We start from the raw sequence: 14,604 nt of genomic DNA, 5'->3' as shown, positions 1-14,604 counted from the left end.
CTCACTTCCCCTGTCTCTGTGTGGTGGTGCGGGCGGCGACCTTGCTCCACTCGGAGTCGAGATCCTCGAGGAAGGCCTCGGTGTTGCCGGTGATCACAAGCGACTGCAGCATGTTGACCAGCGGCACCGCGGCGGGGATCTGGTGGTCGATGAAGCCGATGATGTTGCCCGCGCTGAAGTACGGTTCGAGGCCGGCCAGGGCGGAGTCGTTGTTGGGTGTGGCGTCCGCCAGCGGTGAGAAGGTGCTCTGCGCCTCGGAGTAGGCGGTGACGACGTCGGGCGACATGAGGTAGTCGACGAACTTCTGCGCCTCGACGGGGTGCGGGGTGTTGCGGCCGATCATGATGCCCACGTCGACCCCGGAGACCACGACGCGGGAATCGGCGTCGTCGGTGACCGGGTACGGGAAGGAGCCGATGGAGGCGTCTGGGTTGTTGGCGCGAATGGCAGGGATCGCGTAGGAGCCCTGGAGGTACATGGCCGATTCTCCGTCGGCGAAGGCCTTGTTTCCGGCGTTGTAGTCGCGGCTGGCGAAGTTGTCCTGGCAGTAGCTGAACAGCTCCACCTCCTTGGCGGCGGCATCCGCGAAGTCGTTCTCGAACGACACTGCACCGCCGGAGACCTCGGAGCCCTCGGCGCGGAGGGCGTCGAAGAATCCGTCCGGCATGAGGGTGCCGCCCAGGTTGACGAACGCGGGCGAGGCGGTCCAGGCATCCTTGAGGGTGCAGAAGAACGGGGTGACCCCGTTGGCCTGGAAGGTGTCGGCGGCCGCGATCAGCTCGGACCAGGTCGTGGGGACGTCCACGCCGTTGGCGGCGAAGATCTCGGGGTTGTAGAGGATGCCGCTGGCGTTGCTGGCGAACGGCAGCGCGTTCACCTCGTCAGCGCCGTCGGCGGAGCAGGTGCCGAGGGCCTGCACGATGTCTTGCACGGCGGGGTTCACGGTTGTGGCGACCTGCTCGTCGCCGAGGTCGGCGAAGATGCAGGCGCGGGCCAGCTCGCCGTAGTTGCCGTTGGCGTTCAGCGTGAGCACATCGGGCACCTTGTCCTTGACGAGCAGGGTGCGGATGGCGGTGTCCGGGTCGGGCACCGAGTTCTGGATGACCCGGATGCCCGGGTTCTGGGCCTCGAAATCCTTGATGATCGCCGTGAAATTGCCCACGGCCTCCGGCTTGAACTGGAAGAAGTTCAGCGTGACCTGACCGTCGTCGCCGGCGGAGCATCCGCTCAGCGCCGCCAGCGTCGCGGCGGCGGCCACCAAGGCGGTCGCCCGCCGCAGCCGTCGCCGTGGATGGGGGATGGTGCTGGGGGATTTCATGGCGCCTCCTTGCGCTTGATCCGCTAAAAAACTTTAGGCGGAGGTGATCTCGAAAACTGCGAGATGTTCGGGGAAAAGAACCGGACCCTGCAGGCCGATCGTGCGCAGGGCCCGTCCGGTGAGGGTGAGGGGCCGCTGGATCCAGGGCAGCGCCGACTGGCCAGCGCCGGTGCCGGTGGACCCGAGGGCGAGAGGCCTCACGGTGTACCGACGGGCGTCGTCGAGGCCCGGGAAGCGGAGAGTGCCGACCGGGTAGAAGCTGCTCGCCGCCACCTGGGTGAACACGAAGAGAGCGCGGCTGCGGTCTGCCGCGACAACGCCGCGCAGGTCCACGGCCGGGTCGGGGTGGTCGGCGTGCACGCTGGTGCCGGTGTGGAGAAGGTCGCGGTTGGCCTTGTACAGGGCGATCCAGTCGCCCAGCTCGCTGTACTCGGCGTCGGAGAGCGCATTGATGTCCCACTCGATGCCGAGGTGGCCGAAGAGGGCCACGCCGGCCCGCAGCGAGAGCTCGTGGCGGCGGCCGGTGGAGTGCGAGACGGGGCCGCTGATGTGGGCGCCCATCAGCTCGTAGGGAACCAGTAGACCGGTGTACTTCTGGATGGTGAGACGCTCGATCGGGTCGATGCAGTCGCTGGTCCAGATACGGTCGGTGTGATCGAGGATGCCGAGGTCGACGCGGGCGCCGCCCGAGGCGCAGCTCTCGATCTCCAGGCCGGGGTGCCGGGCCTTGAGCTCGTCGAGCAGCTCGTAGAGCGCCAGGACGTTGTCGTGCACGGCCGCGGCGCCGGTGCGGGTGCTGCCGGCGTCGACGAGGTCGCGGTTGTGGTCCCACTTGAGGTACCCGATCGGGTACTCCCCAAGCAGGGTGTCGAGCTTCTCGAGCAGGTAGGCGTAGGCATTTGGATGCGACAGGTCGAGCACCTGCTGCTGCCGGCCCTCCACGGGCAACCGGCCGGCGGCCTGCAGCATCCAGTCCGGGTGTGCGCGGGCCAGGTCGGAATCGGGGTTGACCATCTCGGGTTCGACCCAGAGGCCGAACTGCATGCCGAGGCCCGTGACGGTGTCGATCAGCGGGCCGAGGCCGTCGGGCCACACGTCGGAGTCCACCCACCAGTCGCCGAGTCCGGCGGTGTCGTCGCGCCGGCCGTGGAACCAGCCATCGTCGAGCACGTACCGCTCAACGCCCACCCGGGCGGCGGCATCCGCCAGCGCCGTGAGCCGGCCGAGGTCGTGGTCGAAGTACACGGCCTCCCAGGTGTTGAGGGTGACCGGGCGCGGCGTGGTCGGGTGCGTAGCGCGGGCCCGCAGGCGGGTGTGGATGCGTGCGGAGAGTTCGGTGAGCCCGTCGCCCCAGGAGGCGATCACGTCGGGTGTCGTGTAGCTGGCGCCCGGGGCGAGGCGGATCTCGCCCGCTGCGAGCAGTTCGCCGGCCTGTAGGAAGCTGGAGCCGGTGACGAGCTTCTCGGCGGCGAGGCGGTAGTTGCCGCTGAAGGCGAGGTGCACGGCGTGCACGAGGCCGGTCTCGAAGCCGAAGCCGGGGGTGCCGGCGGCGAGCAGCAGGGTCGCGTCCGCTCCCGGGCGGCCCTTGCGGCTGTCCCGCTGGTGCCGGCCGATGGTGAAGCCGTGGCGCTGCGGGGTGCGCTCGCGCAGGTGTCGGCCGGTGGTGTCGAGGATCTCGGTCGCGGTTGCGGGCACCGGCAGGGTCACGGTGAGGTCGACGAGGTCGTAGTCGTCGTCGCCGGTGTTGGTCAGGGTGAGGTTCTGGCTGAGAATGCCCGCGGCATCGACGGCCAGTTCGGCGCGGAGGGTGAGCCTGGCGTCGGGGTCGGTCGCCAGCGCGGACAGCGTGGTCGGCGTGTGACTGACCTCCGTGGTGCACAGAAGGGGGGAGAAGGAGCGGCCCGCGCGGCTGCCGGTCAGGCCGGGGGTGCCCTGCCAGCCGGCCGCATCCTGGGGCACGAGGGTGAGACGGGCAGGTTCGTCGAGGCCGCCGGAGACCCGCTGCGGCAGAGAGGCGAGCACGATGGCGTCGAGGTCGGCGGCTTCGAGATCGCCCAGGTCGGCTCCCCAGTGCACGATGACGGGTAGCGCGGGTGCGGCCACGTCGATGATGACGCTGGTGCCGCCGTTGCGGAGGTGGACGACGGTGTTGCTCTGGGACATGCATATATTTCTATATTGCAAGGAACTTAATGTCAAGCATTGAGTATTGAGAGTTTTTTGATCGAGTTTTGCGAATTCTCCGGAGTATTAGTTGCGGAATGCAATAAAAAGGGTGGTCGGGGACCGGTATTCTGATCGTATTCACCCTCCCGAGAGTGCGAACAATCTGTGGGTGCACCGAGTGCGCCGCCTGATCGAAAGTTGCCGAGCCCATGTCATCCCTTGAGGCCGCTGAACGCCGCTACCGCGCTCCGTCCAGCGAGCTGGCGCGTGAAGTGCTCGTGCACGGCCCGATCCTGCGGAGCGTCCTGGCGAAGCGGTTGGGCCTGTCGTTGGCGACGCTCACCCGTCTGGCGCGACCGCTGCTCGACGCAGGCCTGTTCGTTGAGGTAACCGAAGAACTCGACGGAGCCATGGGCCGTCCGGCCAAGCCGCTGGACGTGCGCGCCGAGGCGCGACAGTTCCTCGGGGTCAAGCTCACCGGTGATACCGCGGTCGCGGTCACGACCGACCTCCGCGCTGCTGAGGGGCGCCGCGCCGAACGCCCGCTGCCGAGCCACGAGCTTGACGATGTCGTGGCGGTGATCGTGGAGCTGGCCGAAGAACTCGCGAACGAGCAGGAGTTCACGGCCATCGGCATCAGCGTCGGCGGACAGGTCTCCGACAACCGCGTGATCGACCGGGCGCCGTTTCTCGGCTGGCGCGGGGTGCCGCTGGCGGACGCCGTCGAGGCGCGGCTCGGTGTGCCGGTCATGGTGGAGAACGATGTGGTGGCCCTCGCCGCCGCAGAGCACTGGTTCGGGCTGGGCCGCGGCTTTTCCAACTTCGCGGTGCTCACCGTGGGCGCCGGCGTGGGCTACGGGCTGGTCATGCACGACCAGGTGGTCAGCACCTCGGAGGCCGGGCTCGGCCTGGGCGGGCACTTCCCGCTCGACCCCACCGGTCCGCTCTGTTTCCTGGGCCACCGGGGCTGCTCGACGGCGATGCTCACCATCCCCAGCATCCGGGCGCAGGTGGAGGTCGCCATTGGGCATCCGGTGAGCTATGCCGAGGTGCTCGAGATGGCCGCGGCCGGCCAGCCGGTGGCCCTCGCGGTGCTGCGCGCCGCGGGTAACGCTCTCGGGCGGCTCATCGCGGCCGTGGCCAACCTCGCCATGGTCGAGCACATCGTGCTTGCGGGCGAGGGCCTGGGCTTTCTCGACATCGTGAGGGGCGAGATGGATGCCGCGATTCTCGCCGACCGCGACCCGGAGGCCGCCCGAGTGGACGTGCTGCTCGACCCCAGCGGCTTCATCTCCTGGGCTCAGGGCGCCGCGGCCATCGCCATCCAACGCACCGTCGACACCCTCGCCGCCGGCGGCTGACGCGCCCCCGCCGGTTCCGCGAACTGTGACTTAAGCACCCAAAATTCCCGGATTTTGGGGCTTAAGTCACAGTTCGCGAGAGGTTTTTCGCGGGCTCGGCGGCGTCAGCGCTTGCGGAGGCTTCGACCGGATGCGCTGCGGGACGAACGCGACGCGGTGGTGCGGGCGCGGGACCGACGGGCATCCGCCGCTCGCAGCCGTTCGGGGTCGCCGTTGCCGCCGCCCACCCAGTAGAGAACGAATTGGGCGGCCTCGGTGAGGGCCGCGGTGCATCGGTGGCTGACTCGCACAAGCAGATTCATGCGGCCACCCTAGCGGTCCCACCCGCCCGCGAACTGTGAGAAAAGCCCCTCAAAACGCGCGTTTTCGGGGCTTTTGTCACAGTTCGCGGAGGGGGCGGGGCGGGTCAGGCTCGGTCGTGCAGGGTGATCCGGTAGCCATCCGGGTCGGCGAAGGTGAAGGTGCGTCCGAAGGGGCCGTCGATGGGTGACGAGACGATCGGGGTGCCCGCCGCGGCGAGGGTGTCGTGGATGTCCTGTGCGTCCGGAGCGTGGAGCCAGACGCCCACGCCGATCCCGAGCTGGGGCACCGAGTCGAGATCGACGCCTGGGGCGGCCGACCGCACGGCGAACGCGGCCGGCGTGGTGGCGAACACCACGGCGTGCGGCGGGCCGGCCTGCCGGGTGAGGCCGAGGAAGTCTCGTAGAACGCCGCGGACTTCTCGATGTCGCGCACCTGCAGGGAATAAAGCCGGGTCCGGATGCGGTCATGGTGATCCTCCTTCGTGTGAATGTCAGGTGATTGACATGCATCGAGTATGTCAGAATGTTGACATGAGTCAAGGCGAGGCGCGAATCGATCTGGAGACCTCGGTGGGGTACCTGCTCAAGGAGGCCGCGAGCGCCCTGCGCACCTCGATGGAGACGGTCCTGCGCCCGCTCGGCATGAACATCACGCACTACTCCTGCCTCGAGCTGCTCGCCCAGCGGCCCGGGCTGTCCAACTCCGAGCTGGCCCGGGGGGCCTTCGTGTCCCGGCAGTCGATGAACGTGTTGTTGCATTCCCTCGAGGAGGACGGCTTCGTCTCCCGCGCACGCGAGGCACCGGAGGGGCGGGCGCGGCCCACCGAGCTCACCGAGTCGGGCCGCATCCGCTTGGCTGCCGCCAGCGCCGCGGTGCGCGGCGTGGAGGACCGGATGCGCTCCGGCCTGAGCTCGACCGAGCAGGAGCAGCTGCGCGCCCACCTTGCGGCCTGCGTGGTGTCGCTGGCCGGACCTGACCGCGCTCGCGGCGATTCGTCCTAGCGCCGGCGGCAGGCGCTGCCTGGTCTAACCTTGCAGCATGGCGACCCTGGGCAGATACCCGAAAGGCGTTGCGAAGCGTGCCGAGATCCTCGACACTGCGCTGAAGCTCGTGGCCCAGCAGGGTTTTCGCCAGACATCAGTGCGAGACATCGCGGATGCGGTGGGGCTCACGCAGGCTGGTTGCTGCACTATTTCGAGTCCAAGGACGACCTCTGGGTGGCACTCCTGCGCACCCGGGACGAGATCGACGCAGCGAAGGATCCCGACGACCCAGATCCCGCTGGCACCTTCGCGGCTACAGTTCGCCACAACGCGGATGTGCCCGGGCTCGTGCAGATGTTCGCGAATCTGTCTGCCGCGGCCGCGACCGACCCCGAGCATCCGGCGAACGCCTATTTTCGGGAGCGCTACGCGCATTCGCGGCGCACGATCGCGGCCGGACTGGCCCGGATGCAGGCATCCGGTCGACTCGACTCGTCGGTCGACCCGGAAATGCTGGCGTCGATTCTGATGGCCGTCAGCGACGGAATGCAGGTGCAGTGGATGTATGACGACACCCGCGACATGGCCGCCCATGTCGAGGCCGTGATTGCGCTGGCCCAGGCCGGCGCGCCCCGCCGCGAACCGTGAGCTAAGCCCCGGAAAACGCGAGTTTTGGGGCTTAAGTCACAGTTCGCGGAAGGGAGGGTAGGCCCTAGAGGGTGGCAGCGGCGGGGTTCCAGTCCTCGGCCAGGGGAGTGGGCTGCTGCACCCTCGAATCGACGTTGACCGTCTCGCCGCTGGCTGCGGCCGACGACACGGCCAGGAGCACGTCGAGCACATGCGCGGCGATCGCACCGCTGGCGCGTTCGGGCACTCCGGCCCGGATCGACCGGGCCAGATCCAGCACGCCCGACCCGCGACCATAGGTCGACCCGACGGCGGGCAGCGTCGTCGGCTCGTCCTGGCCGAACCGCCAGAGCGTCGACTCGCCGTCGAACATGTTCGGGTCGGGCAGCACAATCGTGCCCTCGGTGCCGCTGATCTCGACGAAGCCCATCCGCGGCAGCGCGTTCTGGAAGCTGAACGTGGACTGCGCGGACTGCCCCCCCTCGAAGGAGATGACCGCGGCATGGTGGGTGGGCACCTCGACCGCGAACTCGGTGCCGGCCCGGGGACCGCTGCCGATGGTGCGCACCGCACTGGACTGCGACGAGACCGCGGCGACCCGGCGGGCCGAGCCGAAGGCGTGCACGAGCGTGGTCACGTAGTACGGGCCCATGTCGAACAGTGGCCCGGCGCCCAGCGCGAACAGGAACTCGGGGTTCGGGTGCCAGGCGTCGGGGCCCGGCACATGGAACATCGTGGTGGCCGTGAGCGGCTCACCGATGTCGCCTCGCCGGATGGCCCGCATGGCCGTTTGGATGCCCGCGCCGAGCACGGTGTCGGGTGCACAGGCCACCCTGAGGCCCGCAGTCTCCGCGGCGGCGAGAAGCGCGGCGCCGGACTCGTGGTCCAGGGCCAGCGGCTTCTCGCTCCAGACGTGCTTGCCGGCGGCGATGATCCGCTCGCCCACCTCCGTGTGCACGGCGGGGATGGTGAGGTTCACCACGATCTCGATGTCGTCCCGCGCCAGCAGCTCGTCGACCGAGCCGTGGCCTGGCACGCCGTAGGCCTCGGCCTGCGCCTGGGCACGGCCGAGGTCGAGGTCCGCGACGAAGAGCACGTCGAGGTCGGCGAACGCCGTCATGTTCTCCAGGTAGGTTCCGCTGATGACGCCGGCGCCGATGATGCCGACCCCGACGCGTCCGGTGCGGCTCACTTGTCGTTCTCCGCAAGCCAAGCGAAGGATGCCGCGATGCCGTCGAAGACATCGCCGGTGTACCCGTCGAATTCCACGACCCGCAGGGCGTTCGGGGCGGCCGCGAGGATGGCGGCGACGCCGACGTCGCCGCTGCCGGCGGGCAGCTGGCTGGCGAAGGCGTTGGCGAGCGCATCCGGCACCGAAAGGGCGCTCTCGCTGCTCGGCAAGGTGGTGGCGATGTCGCCCTGCACGGGGCCGTCCTTGATGTGCAGGAACTGCACCCGGTCGCCCAGGCGGCGCAGCAGCGCGGGGGTGTCGGCGCCGCCGACGGTAGACCAGTAGGTGTCCAGTTCGAGGACCACCTCGGGCGAGATCGCCTCGAGGAAGAGTTCGTAGATGCTGCGGCCGTCCACCTGGTTCGCGAACTCCCACTGGTGATTGTGGTACCCGAAGCCCAGTCCGGCAGCGGCGGCCAGAACCTGGAGTTCGTTCACGCGCTCGGCGATGCGGGCCGCGTCGTCGGCGGTCTGCCAGCGGTCGCTCGGGATGAACGGGTCGATGACGGTGCCGATGCCGAGCTGAGCGGCGGCGTCGAAGGCGCGTGCGGGGTCGGCGGCGTCGATGACCGGGGCGTGGCCGGAGGGCGCCGTGACGCCGGAGGCGGCGAAGGCCTTCTCGAACTCGTCGGCGCGTTCGACGAACGAGTAGGGCTCCACCTGGGTGAAGCCGATCTCGGCGACGCGGGCGATGGCGCCCTGAAGGTCTGCGGAGATGGCATCCCTCACGGTGTAGAGCTGGACCGAGGGTGTGCTGGACATACTTGCTCCTTTGGAAGTGTGGGCCGACGGTCTTTCCGTCCGCAGGAACAAACCTAACGTCGGTTGGTTTTAATATCCATGGGTTTGCGTCAGACGAGGCAACATCCTGTGCTTTTGTACAGGATGCGCAAGTAGGCTCGACGGACTATGGATGACCCTCCCACGCATAAACCCATGCTCCCTGCCCGCCCCGAACGCTTCCGGGCGCAGGGAGCCACCTCGTGAACGAATGGATCATGGTGGGCATCGGGCTCATTCTGACCTTCGGTACCGGCGTGTTCGTCGCCGCCGAGTTCGCCCTCGTCACGCTCGACCGCAATGAACTCGAGGCCCGCAGGGATCGCGGCGAGAAACGCCTCGGCCCCACCATCACGGCGCTGCGGATCACCTCCACGCACCTCTCCAGCGCCCAGCTGGGCATCACGCTGACCACCCTGCTCACCGGGTACACCTTCGAGCCGGCCATCAGTTCCCTGCTGCGCGGCCCGATGCTCGACCTGGGCGTGCCCGAGGGCCTTGTGCCCGTGCTGGGCACCGTGATCGGCATCTCGCTGGCCACCCTGTTCTCCATGGTGATCGGCGAGCTCGTGCCCAAGAACTTCGCTCTGGCCGTGCCGCTGGCCACCGCCAAGTTCGTCGTGCCCATGCAGGCCGCATTCACGGCCGTGTTCAAGCCCGTGATCCTGGTCTTCAACAACACCGCCAACGCCCTCATTCGCCTGGTGGGCATCGAGCCCAAGGAAGAGCTGTCCGGCGCGCGCAGCGCCGAGGAGCTCGGCTTCCTGGTGCGCCGGTCGGCCATGGAGGGCCTGCTCGACGCGGACCACGCCGAAATGCTCAACCGAACCCTGCGGTTCTCCGACCACTCGGCCGCCGACGTGATGACGCCGCGGGTGCAGATGGCGTCGGTGCATTCCGACGACACCGCCGAGAGCATCGTGACGCTGGCCAGCGCCACCGGCTACTCGAGGTTCCCGGTGATCGGCCGCGACACCGACGACATCCTGGGCGTGCTGCACGTCAAGCAGGCCTTCGCTGTGGCGCTGGAGCGCCGCACTCTGGTGCGGGCGGATGAGCTGATGCTGCCCGCGCTGCGGGTGCCGGAGTCGATGGGTGTCGACCGGCTGCTCGGGGCCCTCCGCCAGCAGGGCCTGCAGATCGCCGTGGTGTCCGACGAATACGGCGGCACCGCCGGCATCGTCACGCTCGAGGACCTCGTGGAGGAACTCGTGGGCGAGCTGGAGGACGAGCACGACCGGGCCAAGGCCGGGATCGTGCGCACCGGCCGCTCGATCGTGTTCGACGGCGGTCTCCGTCCCGACGAGCTGCTCGAACGGGTGGGCCTGACCGTGCCCGACGACGGTGACTACGAGACCATCGCCGGCTTTGTCACCGACCGGCTTGACCGTATGCCCGAGGTGGGCGACACCGTCCCCATCGACGTGGGCACCCTGCGGGTCGAGCGGATGGATGGTGCGCGCGTGTCGCGCATCCGTCTCACCCCCACCGAAACCGCGGCCGACCTCGACCCGGTCACGGCCATCGTCGCAGGGAGGCTGACCCATGAGTGAGTATCTCCCCGGGCTGCTCTGGCTCGTCGTGCTGCTGGCGGTCAACGCCTTCTTCGTCGGCGCCGAATTCGCCGTGATCTCGGCCCGCCGCTCGCAGATCGAGCCTCTCGCCGCGCAGGGCAACAAGGCCGCCAAGACCACCCTGTGGGCAATGGAGCACGCCACCCTGATGCTGGCGACCTCGCAGCTGGGTATCACCGTGTGCTCGCTGGTGATCCTCAACGTGTCGGAGCCGGCGATCCATCACCTTCTCGAGATCCCGCTGGGCTACACCGACCTGTCGCCCGCAGCCATCAGCGGAATCGCCTTCGCCGTGGCCCTGGGCCTGGTTACCTTCCTGCACGTGGTGTTGGGCGAGATGGTGCCCAAGAACATCTCGTTCTCGGTGCCCGACCGCGCGGCGCTGATTCTCGCGCCGCCGCTGGTGTTCGTCGCGCGCGTGTTCCGGCCGGTGATCTTCAGCCTCAACTGGCTGGCCAATGGGGTGCTGCGATTGTTCCGCGTCACGCCCAAGGACGAGGCGACAAGCGCATTCACCCTCGACGAGGTGGCCGGCATCGTGCGCCAGTCCACCCGCGAGGGCATGCTGATGGATGCCTCCGGCACCCTGTCGGCGGCGTTCGAGTTCACCACCAAGCGGGTCTCCGATGTGGAGGTACCGCTTGCCGGCATCGTATTCCTTCCGGCGCATGCATCGCCCGCGGACCTGCAGCGGGCCGTGGCCGCGCACGGGTTCTCCCGGTACATCCTCACGGATACGACGGGGTCGCCGGCCGGCTACCTCCACCTCAAAGACGTCATGGACCTCACCGGGCCCGACGTTTTCACCCAGCCGGTTCCGGCCAAGCGGGTGCGCCGCCTGGCCACGGTGCTGCGTGACAGCGACCTCGAGGACGCCCTGGCGGCCATGCGCCGCACGGGCTCGCACGTGGCGAGTTCGTTCGACGCGAACGGTGTGGCCACCGGGGTGCTGTTCCTGGAGGACATCATCGAAGAGCTCGTGGGCGAGGTGGACGACGTCACGAGCGTCTAGCCGCGCCCACCGCTTGCCCCGGCAGAACGGTGCGCATCGTTGTGAGGCGAAAGTGACTTTGGAAGGACGGAATTCGGCATTACGTCCTTCTAAGCGGCCGATGTCCTCCTAAACGTGCGTGCCGTCCGTCTCCGCTCAGCCGCAGCCGCAGCCTCAGCCTCAGCCTCAGCCGAGGGCGGGGGCGGCCGGGCGGCGGACCAGCGACCAGATCGTGACCACGGCGACCAGCGCCATCGCGGCCACGCCGAGGCCCGAGTAGCCCACCAGGATCAGCACCGGTCCGGCCAGGGCGCCGCCGAGGGCGCCCGCGGCGTTCATCGACAGGTCCGAGAAGCCCTGCAACGCCGAGCGGTCGTGCACACCGACCGCCTCGGCGATGAGCGCCGAGGCGGCCACGACGGATGCCGACCAGCCGAGCCCGAGCAGGATCAGCCCCACGGTCATGGCCGTGCCGTTCTCGCTGGCGACCCCGAACAGGGTGAGGGCGGCCAGGAGCAGAGCCTGCCCGGCGAGGATCACCGGCACTCGGCCGAGGCGGTCGGCCAGGGCGCCGAAGACGGGCGACAGGGCATACATGCCGGCCACGTGCAGGCTGATGGTGAGGCCCACGATCGTGAGAGATGCCCCGTGCTCAGTGAGGTGCACGGGCGCCATCGACATGAGGGCCACCATTGTGGCATGGCTGAGGGCGATCACCGCGACGGCGAAGCGGGCCAACGGGTTGCCGCGCACGATGGCGAATCCGCCGTGCGCTCTCGTGCCGGTGGGCCGGGCCTCGCGCACCGACAGGGCCGTGAGCAGCGGGTCGGGTCGCAGCCCGATCGTGTAGACCAGCGCGGCGCCCACCTGCGCGGCCAGGGAGAACGCGAACGCCCCGGTGAGTGGTGGCAGGCCCAGCTGTGTGCCGACGACCTCGCCGGGGCCGAACAGGTTGGGCCCGAGCACCGCGCCGATGGTGGTCGACCAGACCACGATGGAGAGGTCACGCGCCCGATAGCGGGGGCTGGCCAGGTCGGTGGCGGCGAACCGGGCCTGCAGGTTGGTGGCCGACCCCGCGCCGAGCAACATCAGCGCCAGCAGCAGGAGCGGGAAGGTGTCGAGCGCGACCGCGGTGACCGCCAGCACGGCGCCGACGCCGGCGATGCCCGCGCCGGCGGCCAGGGACCGGCGGCGTCCGTTGGCCTGGGCCAGCCGGGCCAGCGGCACGGCCGCGAGGGCCGCGCCCAGGGTGCTCATTGTCGCCGCCATGCCCGACCAGGCGTTGGAGCCGGAGAGCTGCGCTGCGAGCAGGGCGCCGAGGGAGAGTGTGGCGCCCATGCCGATGCCGCCGAGGACCTGGCCGAGGACGAGCACCCCCACCACCTTGCGCTGCAGCTGTGTGGTGGCCGGCGCGCCCGCATCCGTTGGCGCGGGCGTGCGGCGTGTGGTCATGGCGGGATCCTGTCACTGCGTTCGCGGTTCGGCCGATTTCGACCAGCCTACGGTATTCTGTCTTGATACCCTCTGGGTATGTAATCCGTCGAGAGGATCGCCCGTGCAGACCGAACCGGAGCCGGTGACGTGGACCGCTGAGGGTGAGCGGGGTCACTCGCGGGGCCGGCAAGGGGGACCATCCTGGAGGCCCGTTGTGCTCGCCGAGTTGAATCGCTGGTCCGTTCGTCGATGGTCTGTCGTCGTCGCGGTGGCGGTCTTCGTCGCCGGCGGACTCCTGTTCGCCGCGTCGATGGTGTCGAGGGCGCCGGGTGTGGGCGCACCCTGGTGGGCTTGTGTGGCGGTCGCCGGCGGCAGCATCCTGCTCGGGCTCATCGTGGCCAGTGCCGTCGATGCGCCGATCGGAGCCGAGGCAACTGTGTGCGACCTGCGCTGGCCGGTGCTCGGGCTGCTCGGCCTTTACCTCGCCAGGGACGCCGGTGCCCTCGCGCCCACCCTCTCCGCCGAGATGCGCCCGGGGCTGGCCCTAGCCGCGCTGGCCGTACTCGGGTGGGGGTTGGCTGAGCGGATGCGCGCCGAGCGGCGAGCCCTCGCCGCGCACCGGCGGCGGGATGCGGTGCTGCCCGGCGGTGGTGAGGCGGTCGCGGTCGGAGCCAGCGGTCCCGACGGCCCGACTGACGGTGACACCTGCACCACCTGCCGCCCCCTGTTTCCCATCCGCACCCACTCCTCCGAAGGACCCACACCGTGAACAGCACCCGCCTCGCCGTCATCCTGACCCTGGCCGGGGTCGTGAGCCTTGCCGGCTGCTCGGCCGCTCTGCCGACGCCAACCGCGTCGTCGACGCCGAGTGCCGCGACGGCCGGCCCACAGGCCAGCCCGGAGTCGACGCCCGACTCCACCACGGTGCCGCTCACCGTGGGAACCATCATCGACGTGCGCACGCCCGCCGAATATGCCCAGGGGCATCTCGACGGCGCCGTGAACATCGATGTGCAGTCTGCCGACTTCGCCGACCGCATCGCCGAGCTGCCCGCCGACGGGCAGTACACCGTGTACTGCCGGACCGGCTCCCGCGCCGGTGCGGCGGTGACGAAGATGACGGCGTTGGGCTTCACCGACGTGACCAACGCGGGCAGCCTCGCCGAGGCATCCGCGAGCACCGGAGTGGCCGTCGTCACCGACTAGCGTCGTGCCCCCTTCGCGAGCTGTGAGCAAAGCACCAAAAAACGCGGGTTTTCGGTGCTTAAGTCACGGTTCGCGAGGCGGGGAGCGGGTGCGGGGGAGTATCTTCTCGGCAGGCGAGGCGACGGGCGGGAGTGCAGCGGATGACGTTCGAGCAGGTGGTCGAAGCGGCCGTGCGGGTCGTAGAGGTGGTCGGCGCCGCCATTATGGTGCTCGGCGGGCTGGCGGCCCTCATCGGCGGGATCCCGCGGGCCCTGCGCCGGGACACCCGGTCGACCTCGTACCAGGAGATGCGGCGAAACCTGGGCCGGGCGATCCTACTGGGCCTTGAGGTGCTGATCGTGGCCGACATCATCCGCACCATCGTGGTGGAACCTACCGTGGAGAGCGTGCTGGTGCTCGGCGCTATCGTGATCATCCGGGTGCTGCTGAGCTTCTCGCTCGAGGTGGAGATGGACGGGGTGTGGCCCTGGGCGCGCTGGCGAGTGATGGGCACGGCCGCAACCGGAACTGACGCCGGGGCCGCGACGGAGCCCGGGGCCGCGACGGAGGCCAGGGCCGGCTCCGGGACTGCGTCGGACTAGCCGCCAGGCGAGCCGTTCGGGGACCGCGTCGGACTCGGCGCCGGGTGCCG

Annotated in this window: 14 protein-coding genes and 2 pseudogenes; 9 read left to right on the top strand and 7 right to left on the bottom strand. The window is 69.4% G+C overall.

The genetic code is table 11. The annotated features are described in order from the left end of the window. Position 1 precedes the first annotated feature (1 nt). Together KY500_RS14830 and KY500_RS14825 are read right to left on the bottom strand one after the other, a co-directional pair. Positions 2 to 1,318 carry an ABC transporter substrate-binding protein gene (locus KY500_RS14830; protein ID WP_219901194.1) on the bottom strand — a complete coding sequence of 439 codons (1,317 nt, stop codon included), beginning with the start codon at positions 1,316 to 1,318 and terminating at the stop codon, positions 2 to 4. Between the two features lie 33 nt (positions 1,319 to 1,351). Continuing rightward, on the bottom strand, positions 1,352 to 3,481 hold the full coding sequence (locus tag KY500_RS14825; protein WP_219901193.1) for an alpha-galactosidase: 2,130 nt from the start codon (positions 3,479 to 3,481) through the stop codon (positions 1,352 to 1,354). Between the two features lie 212 nt (positions 3,482 to 3,693). On the opposite strand from KY500_RS14825, the gene KY500_RS14820 reads away from it, so the two are divergent. Then, positions 3,694 to 4,845, top strand: coding sequence for an ROK family protein (locus KY500_RS14820; RefSeq protein WP_219901192.1), 1,152 nt, complete (start codon positions 3,694 to 3,696; stop codon positions 4,843 to 4,845). Positions 4,846 to 4,949: 104 nt separating this feature from the next. Here KY500_RS14820 and KY500_RS14815 read toward each other — a convergent pair whose 3' ends face one another. Together KY500_RS14815 and KY500_RS14810 are read right to left on the bottom strand one after the other, a co-directional pair. Then, a complete protein-coding gene (locus KY500_RS14815) occupies positions 4,950 to 5,147 on the bottom strand; it encodes a hypothetical protein (RefSeq protein ID WP_219901191.1) in 198 nt (65 codons plus the stop codon). Positions 5,148 to 5,251: 104 nt separating this feature from the next. Beyond that, positions 5,252 to 5,615, bottom strand: a pseudogene (locus tag KY500_RS14810) (VOC family protein). 63 nt (positions 5,616 to 5,678) lie between these two features. Between KY500_RS14810 and KY500_RS14805 the strand changes: the two are divergent. The 3 genes and pseudogenes from KY500_RS14805 to KY500_RS14800 all read left to right on the top strand — a co-directional run bounded on the left by KY500_RS14805 (position 5,679) and on the right by KY500_RS14800 (position 6,779). Then, positions 5,679 to 6,149 carry a MarR family winged helix-turn-helix transcriptional regulator gene (locus tag KY500_RS14805; protein ID WP_219901190.1) on the top strand — a complete coding sequence of 157 codons (471 nt, stop codon included), beginning with the start codon at positions 5,679 to 5,681 and terminating at the stop codon, positions 6,147 to 6,149. A 37-nt stretch (positions 6,150 to 6,186) separates the two neighbouring features. Then, positions 6,187 to 6,285: pseudogene (locus KY500_RS19825) on the top strand (TetR family transcriptional regulator); the annotation flags it as partial. A gap of 44 nt (positions 6,286 to 6,329) precedes the next feature. After that, the gene (locus KY500_RS14800; protein ID WP_255579395.1) at positions 6,330 to 6,779 is read left to right on the top strand and encodes a TetR family transcriptional regulator C-terminal domain-containing protein; all 450 of its coding nucleotides are present in this window, start codon (positions 6,330 to 6,332) and stop codon (positions 6,777 to 6,779) included. Between the two features lie 64 nt (positions 6,780 to 6,843). On the opposite strand, the gene KY500_RS14795 is transcribed toward KY500_RS14800, so the two are convergent. Continuing rightward, entirely contained in the window at positions 6,844 to 7,950 is a 1,107-nt protein-coding gene (locus tag KY500_RS14795; protein WP_219901189.1) for a Gfo/Idh/MocA family protein, read from the bottom strand. Then, entirely contained in the window at positions 7,947 to 8,750 is an 804-nt protein-coding gene (locus tag KY500_RS14790) for a sugar phosphate isomerase/epimerase (RefSeq protein ID WP_219901188.1), read from the bottom strand. Before KY500_RS14790 ends, KY500_RS14795 begins: the two co-directional genes overlap by 4 nt. Positions 8,751 to 8,971: 221 nt before the next feature. Between KY500_RS14790 and KY500_RS14785 the strand changes: the two genes are divergently transcribed. After that, positions 8,972 to 10,321, top strand: a complete 1,350-nt coding sequence (locus KY500_RS14785; protein ID WP_219901187.1) for a hemolysin family protein — start codon at positions 8,972 to 8,974, stop codon at positions 10,319 to 10,321. Further along, on the top strand, positions 10,314 to 11,354 hold the full coding sequence (locus tag KY500_RS14780; protein WP_219901186.1) for a hemolysin family protein: 1,041 nt from the start codon (positions 10,314 to 10,316) through the stop codon (positions 11,352 to 11,354). Before KY500_RS14785 ends, KY500_RS14780 begins: the two co-directional genes overlap by 8 nt. 165 nt (positions 11,355 to 11,519) lie before the next feature. On the opposite strand, the gene KY500_RS14775 is transcribed toward KY500_RS14780, so the two are convergent. Beyond that, complete coding sequence (locus KY500_RS14775; RefSeq protein ID WP_219901185.1) at positions 11,520 to 12,785, bottom strand: MFS transporter; 1,266 nt, start codon at positions 12,783 to 12,785, stop codon at positions 11,520 to 11,522. Between the two features lie 196 nt (positions 12,786 to 12,981). Here KY500_RS14775 and KY500_RS14770 point away from each other — a divergent pair, with 196 nt between their 5' ends. The 3 genes from KY500_RS14770 to KY500_RS14760 all read left to right on the top strand — a co-directional run bounded on the left by KY500_RS14770 (position 12,982) and on the right by KY500_RS14760 (position 14,554). Continuing rightward, positions 12,982 to 13,536, top strand: a complete 555-nt coding sequence (locus tag KY500_RS14770) for a hypothetical protein (RefSeq protein WP_219901184.1) — start codon at positions 12,982 to 12,984, stop codon at positions 13,534 to 13,536. Then, positions 13,533 to 13,973: a rhodanese-like domain-containing protein gene (locus KY500_RS14765; protein WP_219901183.1), complete on the top strand. Its 441-nt coding sequence runs from the start codon at positions 13,533 to 13,535 to the stop codon at positions 13,971 to 13,973. The genes KY500_RS14770 and KY500_RS14765 overlap by 4 nt, the downstream gene beginning before the upstream one ends. 140 nt (positions 13,974 to 14,113) lie before the next feature. Continuing rightward, complete coding sequence (locus KY500_RS14760) at positions 14,114 to 14,554, top strand: DUF1622 domain-containing protein (RefSeq protein WP_219901182.1); 441 nt, start codon at positions 14,114 to 14,116, stop codon at positions 14,552 to 14,554. Positions 14,555 to 14,604: the final 50 nt, after the last annotated feature.

Origin of the sequence: Cryobacterium sp. PAMC25264 (genome assembly GCF_019443325.1) — a bacterium.
Lineage (GTDB): Bacteria > Actinomycetota > Actinomycetes > Actinomycetales > Microbacteriaceae > Cryobacterium.
Note: the sequence above shows the minus strand (reverse complement) of the source record. Positions and strands in the feature narration are given on the sequence as shown.

Coding starts and splice junctions, on each gene's coding strand:
- KY500_RS14830 (WP_219901194.1), bottom strand. CDS start 1,318: ATGAAATCCCCCAGCACCATCCCCCATCCACGGCGACGGCTGCGGCGG.
- KY500_RS14825 (WP_219901193.1), bottom strand. CDS start 3,481: ATGTCCCAGAGCAACACCGTCGTCCACCTCCGCAACGGCGGCACCAGC.
- KY500_RS14820 (WP_219901192.1), top strand. CDS start 3,694: ATGTCATCCCTTGAGGCCGCTGAACGCCGCTACCGCGCTCCGTCCAGC.
- KY500_RS14815 (WP_219901191.1), bottom strand. CDS start 5,147: ATGAATCTGCTTGTGCGAGTCAGCCACCGATGCACCGCGGCCCTCACC.
- KY500_RS14805 (WP_219901190.1), top strand. CDS start 5,679: ATGAGTCAAGGCGAGGCGCGAATCGATCTGGAGACCTCGGTGGGGTAC.
- KY500_RS14790 (WP_219901188.1), bottom strand. CDS start 8,750: ATGTCCAGCACACCCTCGGTCCAGCTCTACACCGTGAGGGATGCCATC.
- KY500_RS14780 (WP_219901186.1), top strand. CDS start 10,314: ATGAGTGAGTATCTCCCCGGGCTGCTCTGGCTCGTCGTGCTGCTGGCG.
- KY500_RS14775 (WP_219901185.1), bottom strand. CDS start 12,785: ATGACCACACGCCGCACGCCCGCGCCAACGGATGCGGGCGCGCCGGCC.
- KY500_RS14760 (WP_219901182.1), top strand. CDS start 14,114: ATGACGTTCGAGCAGGTGGTCGAAGCGGCCGTGCGGGTCGTAGAGGTG.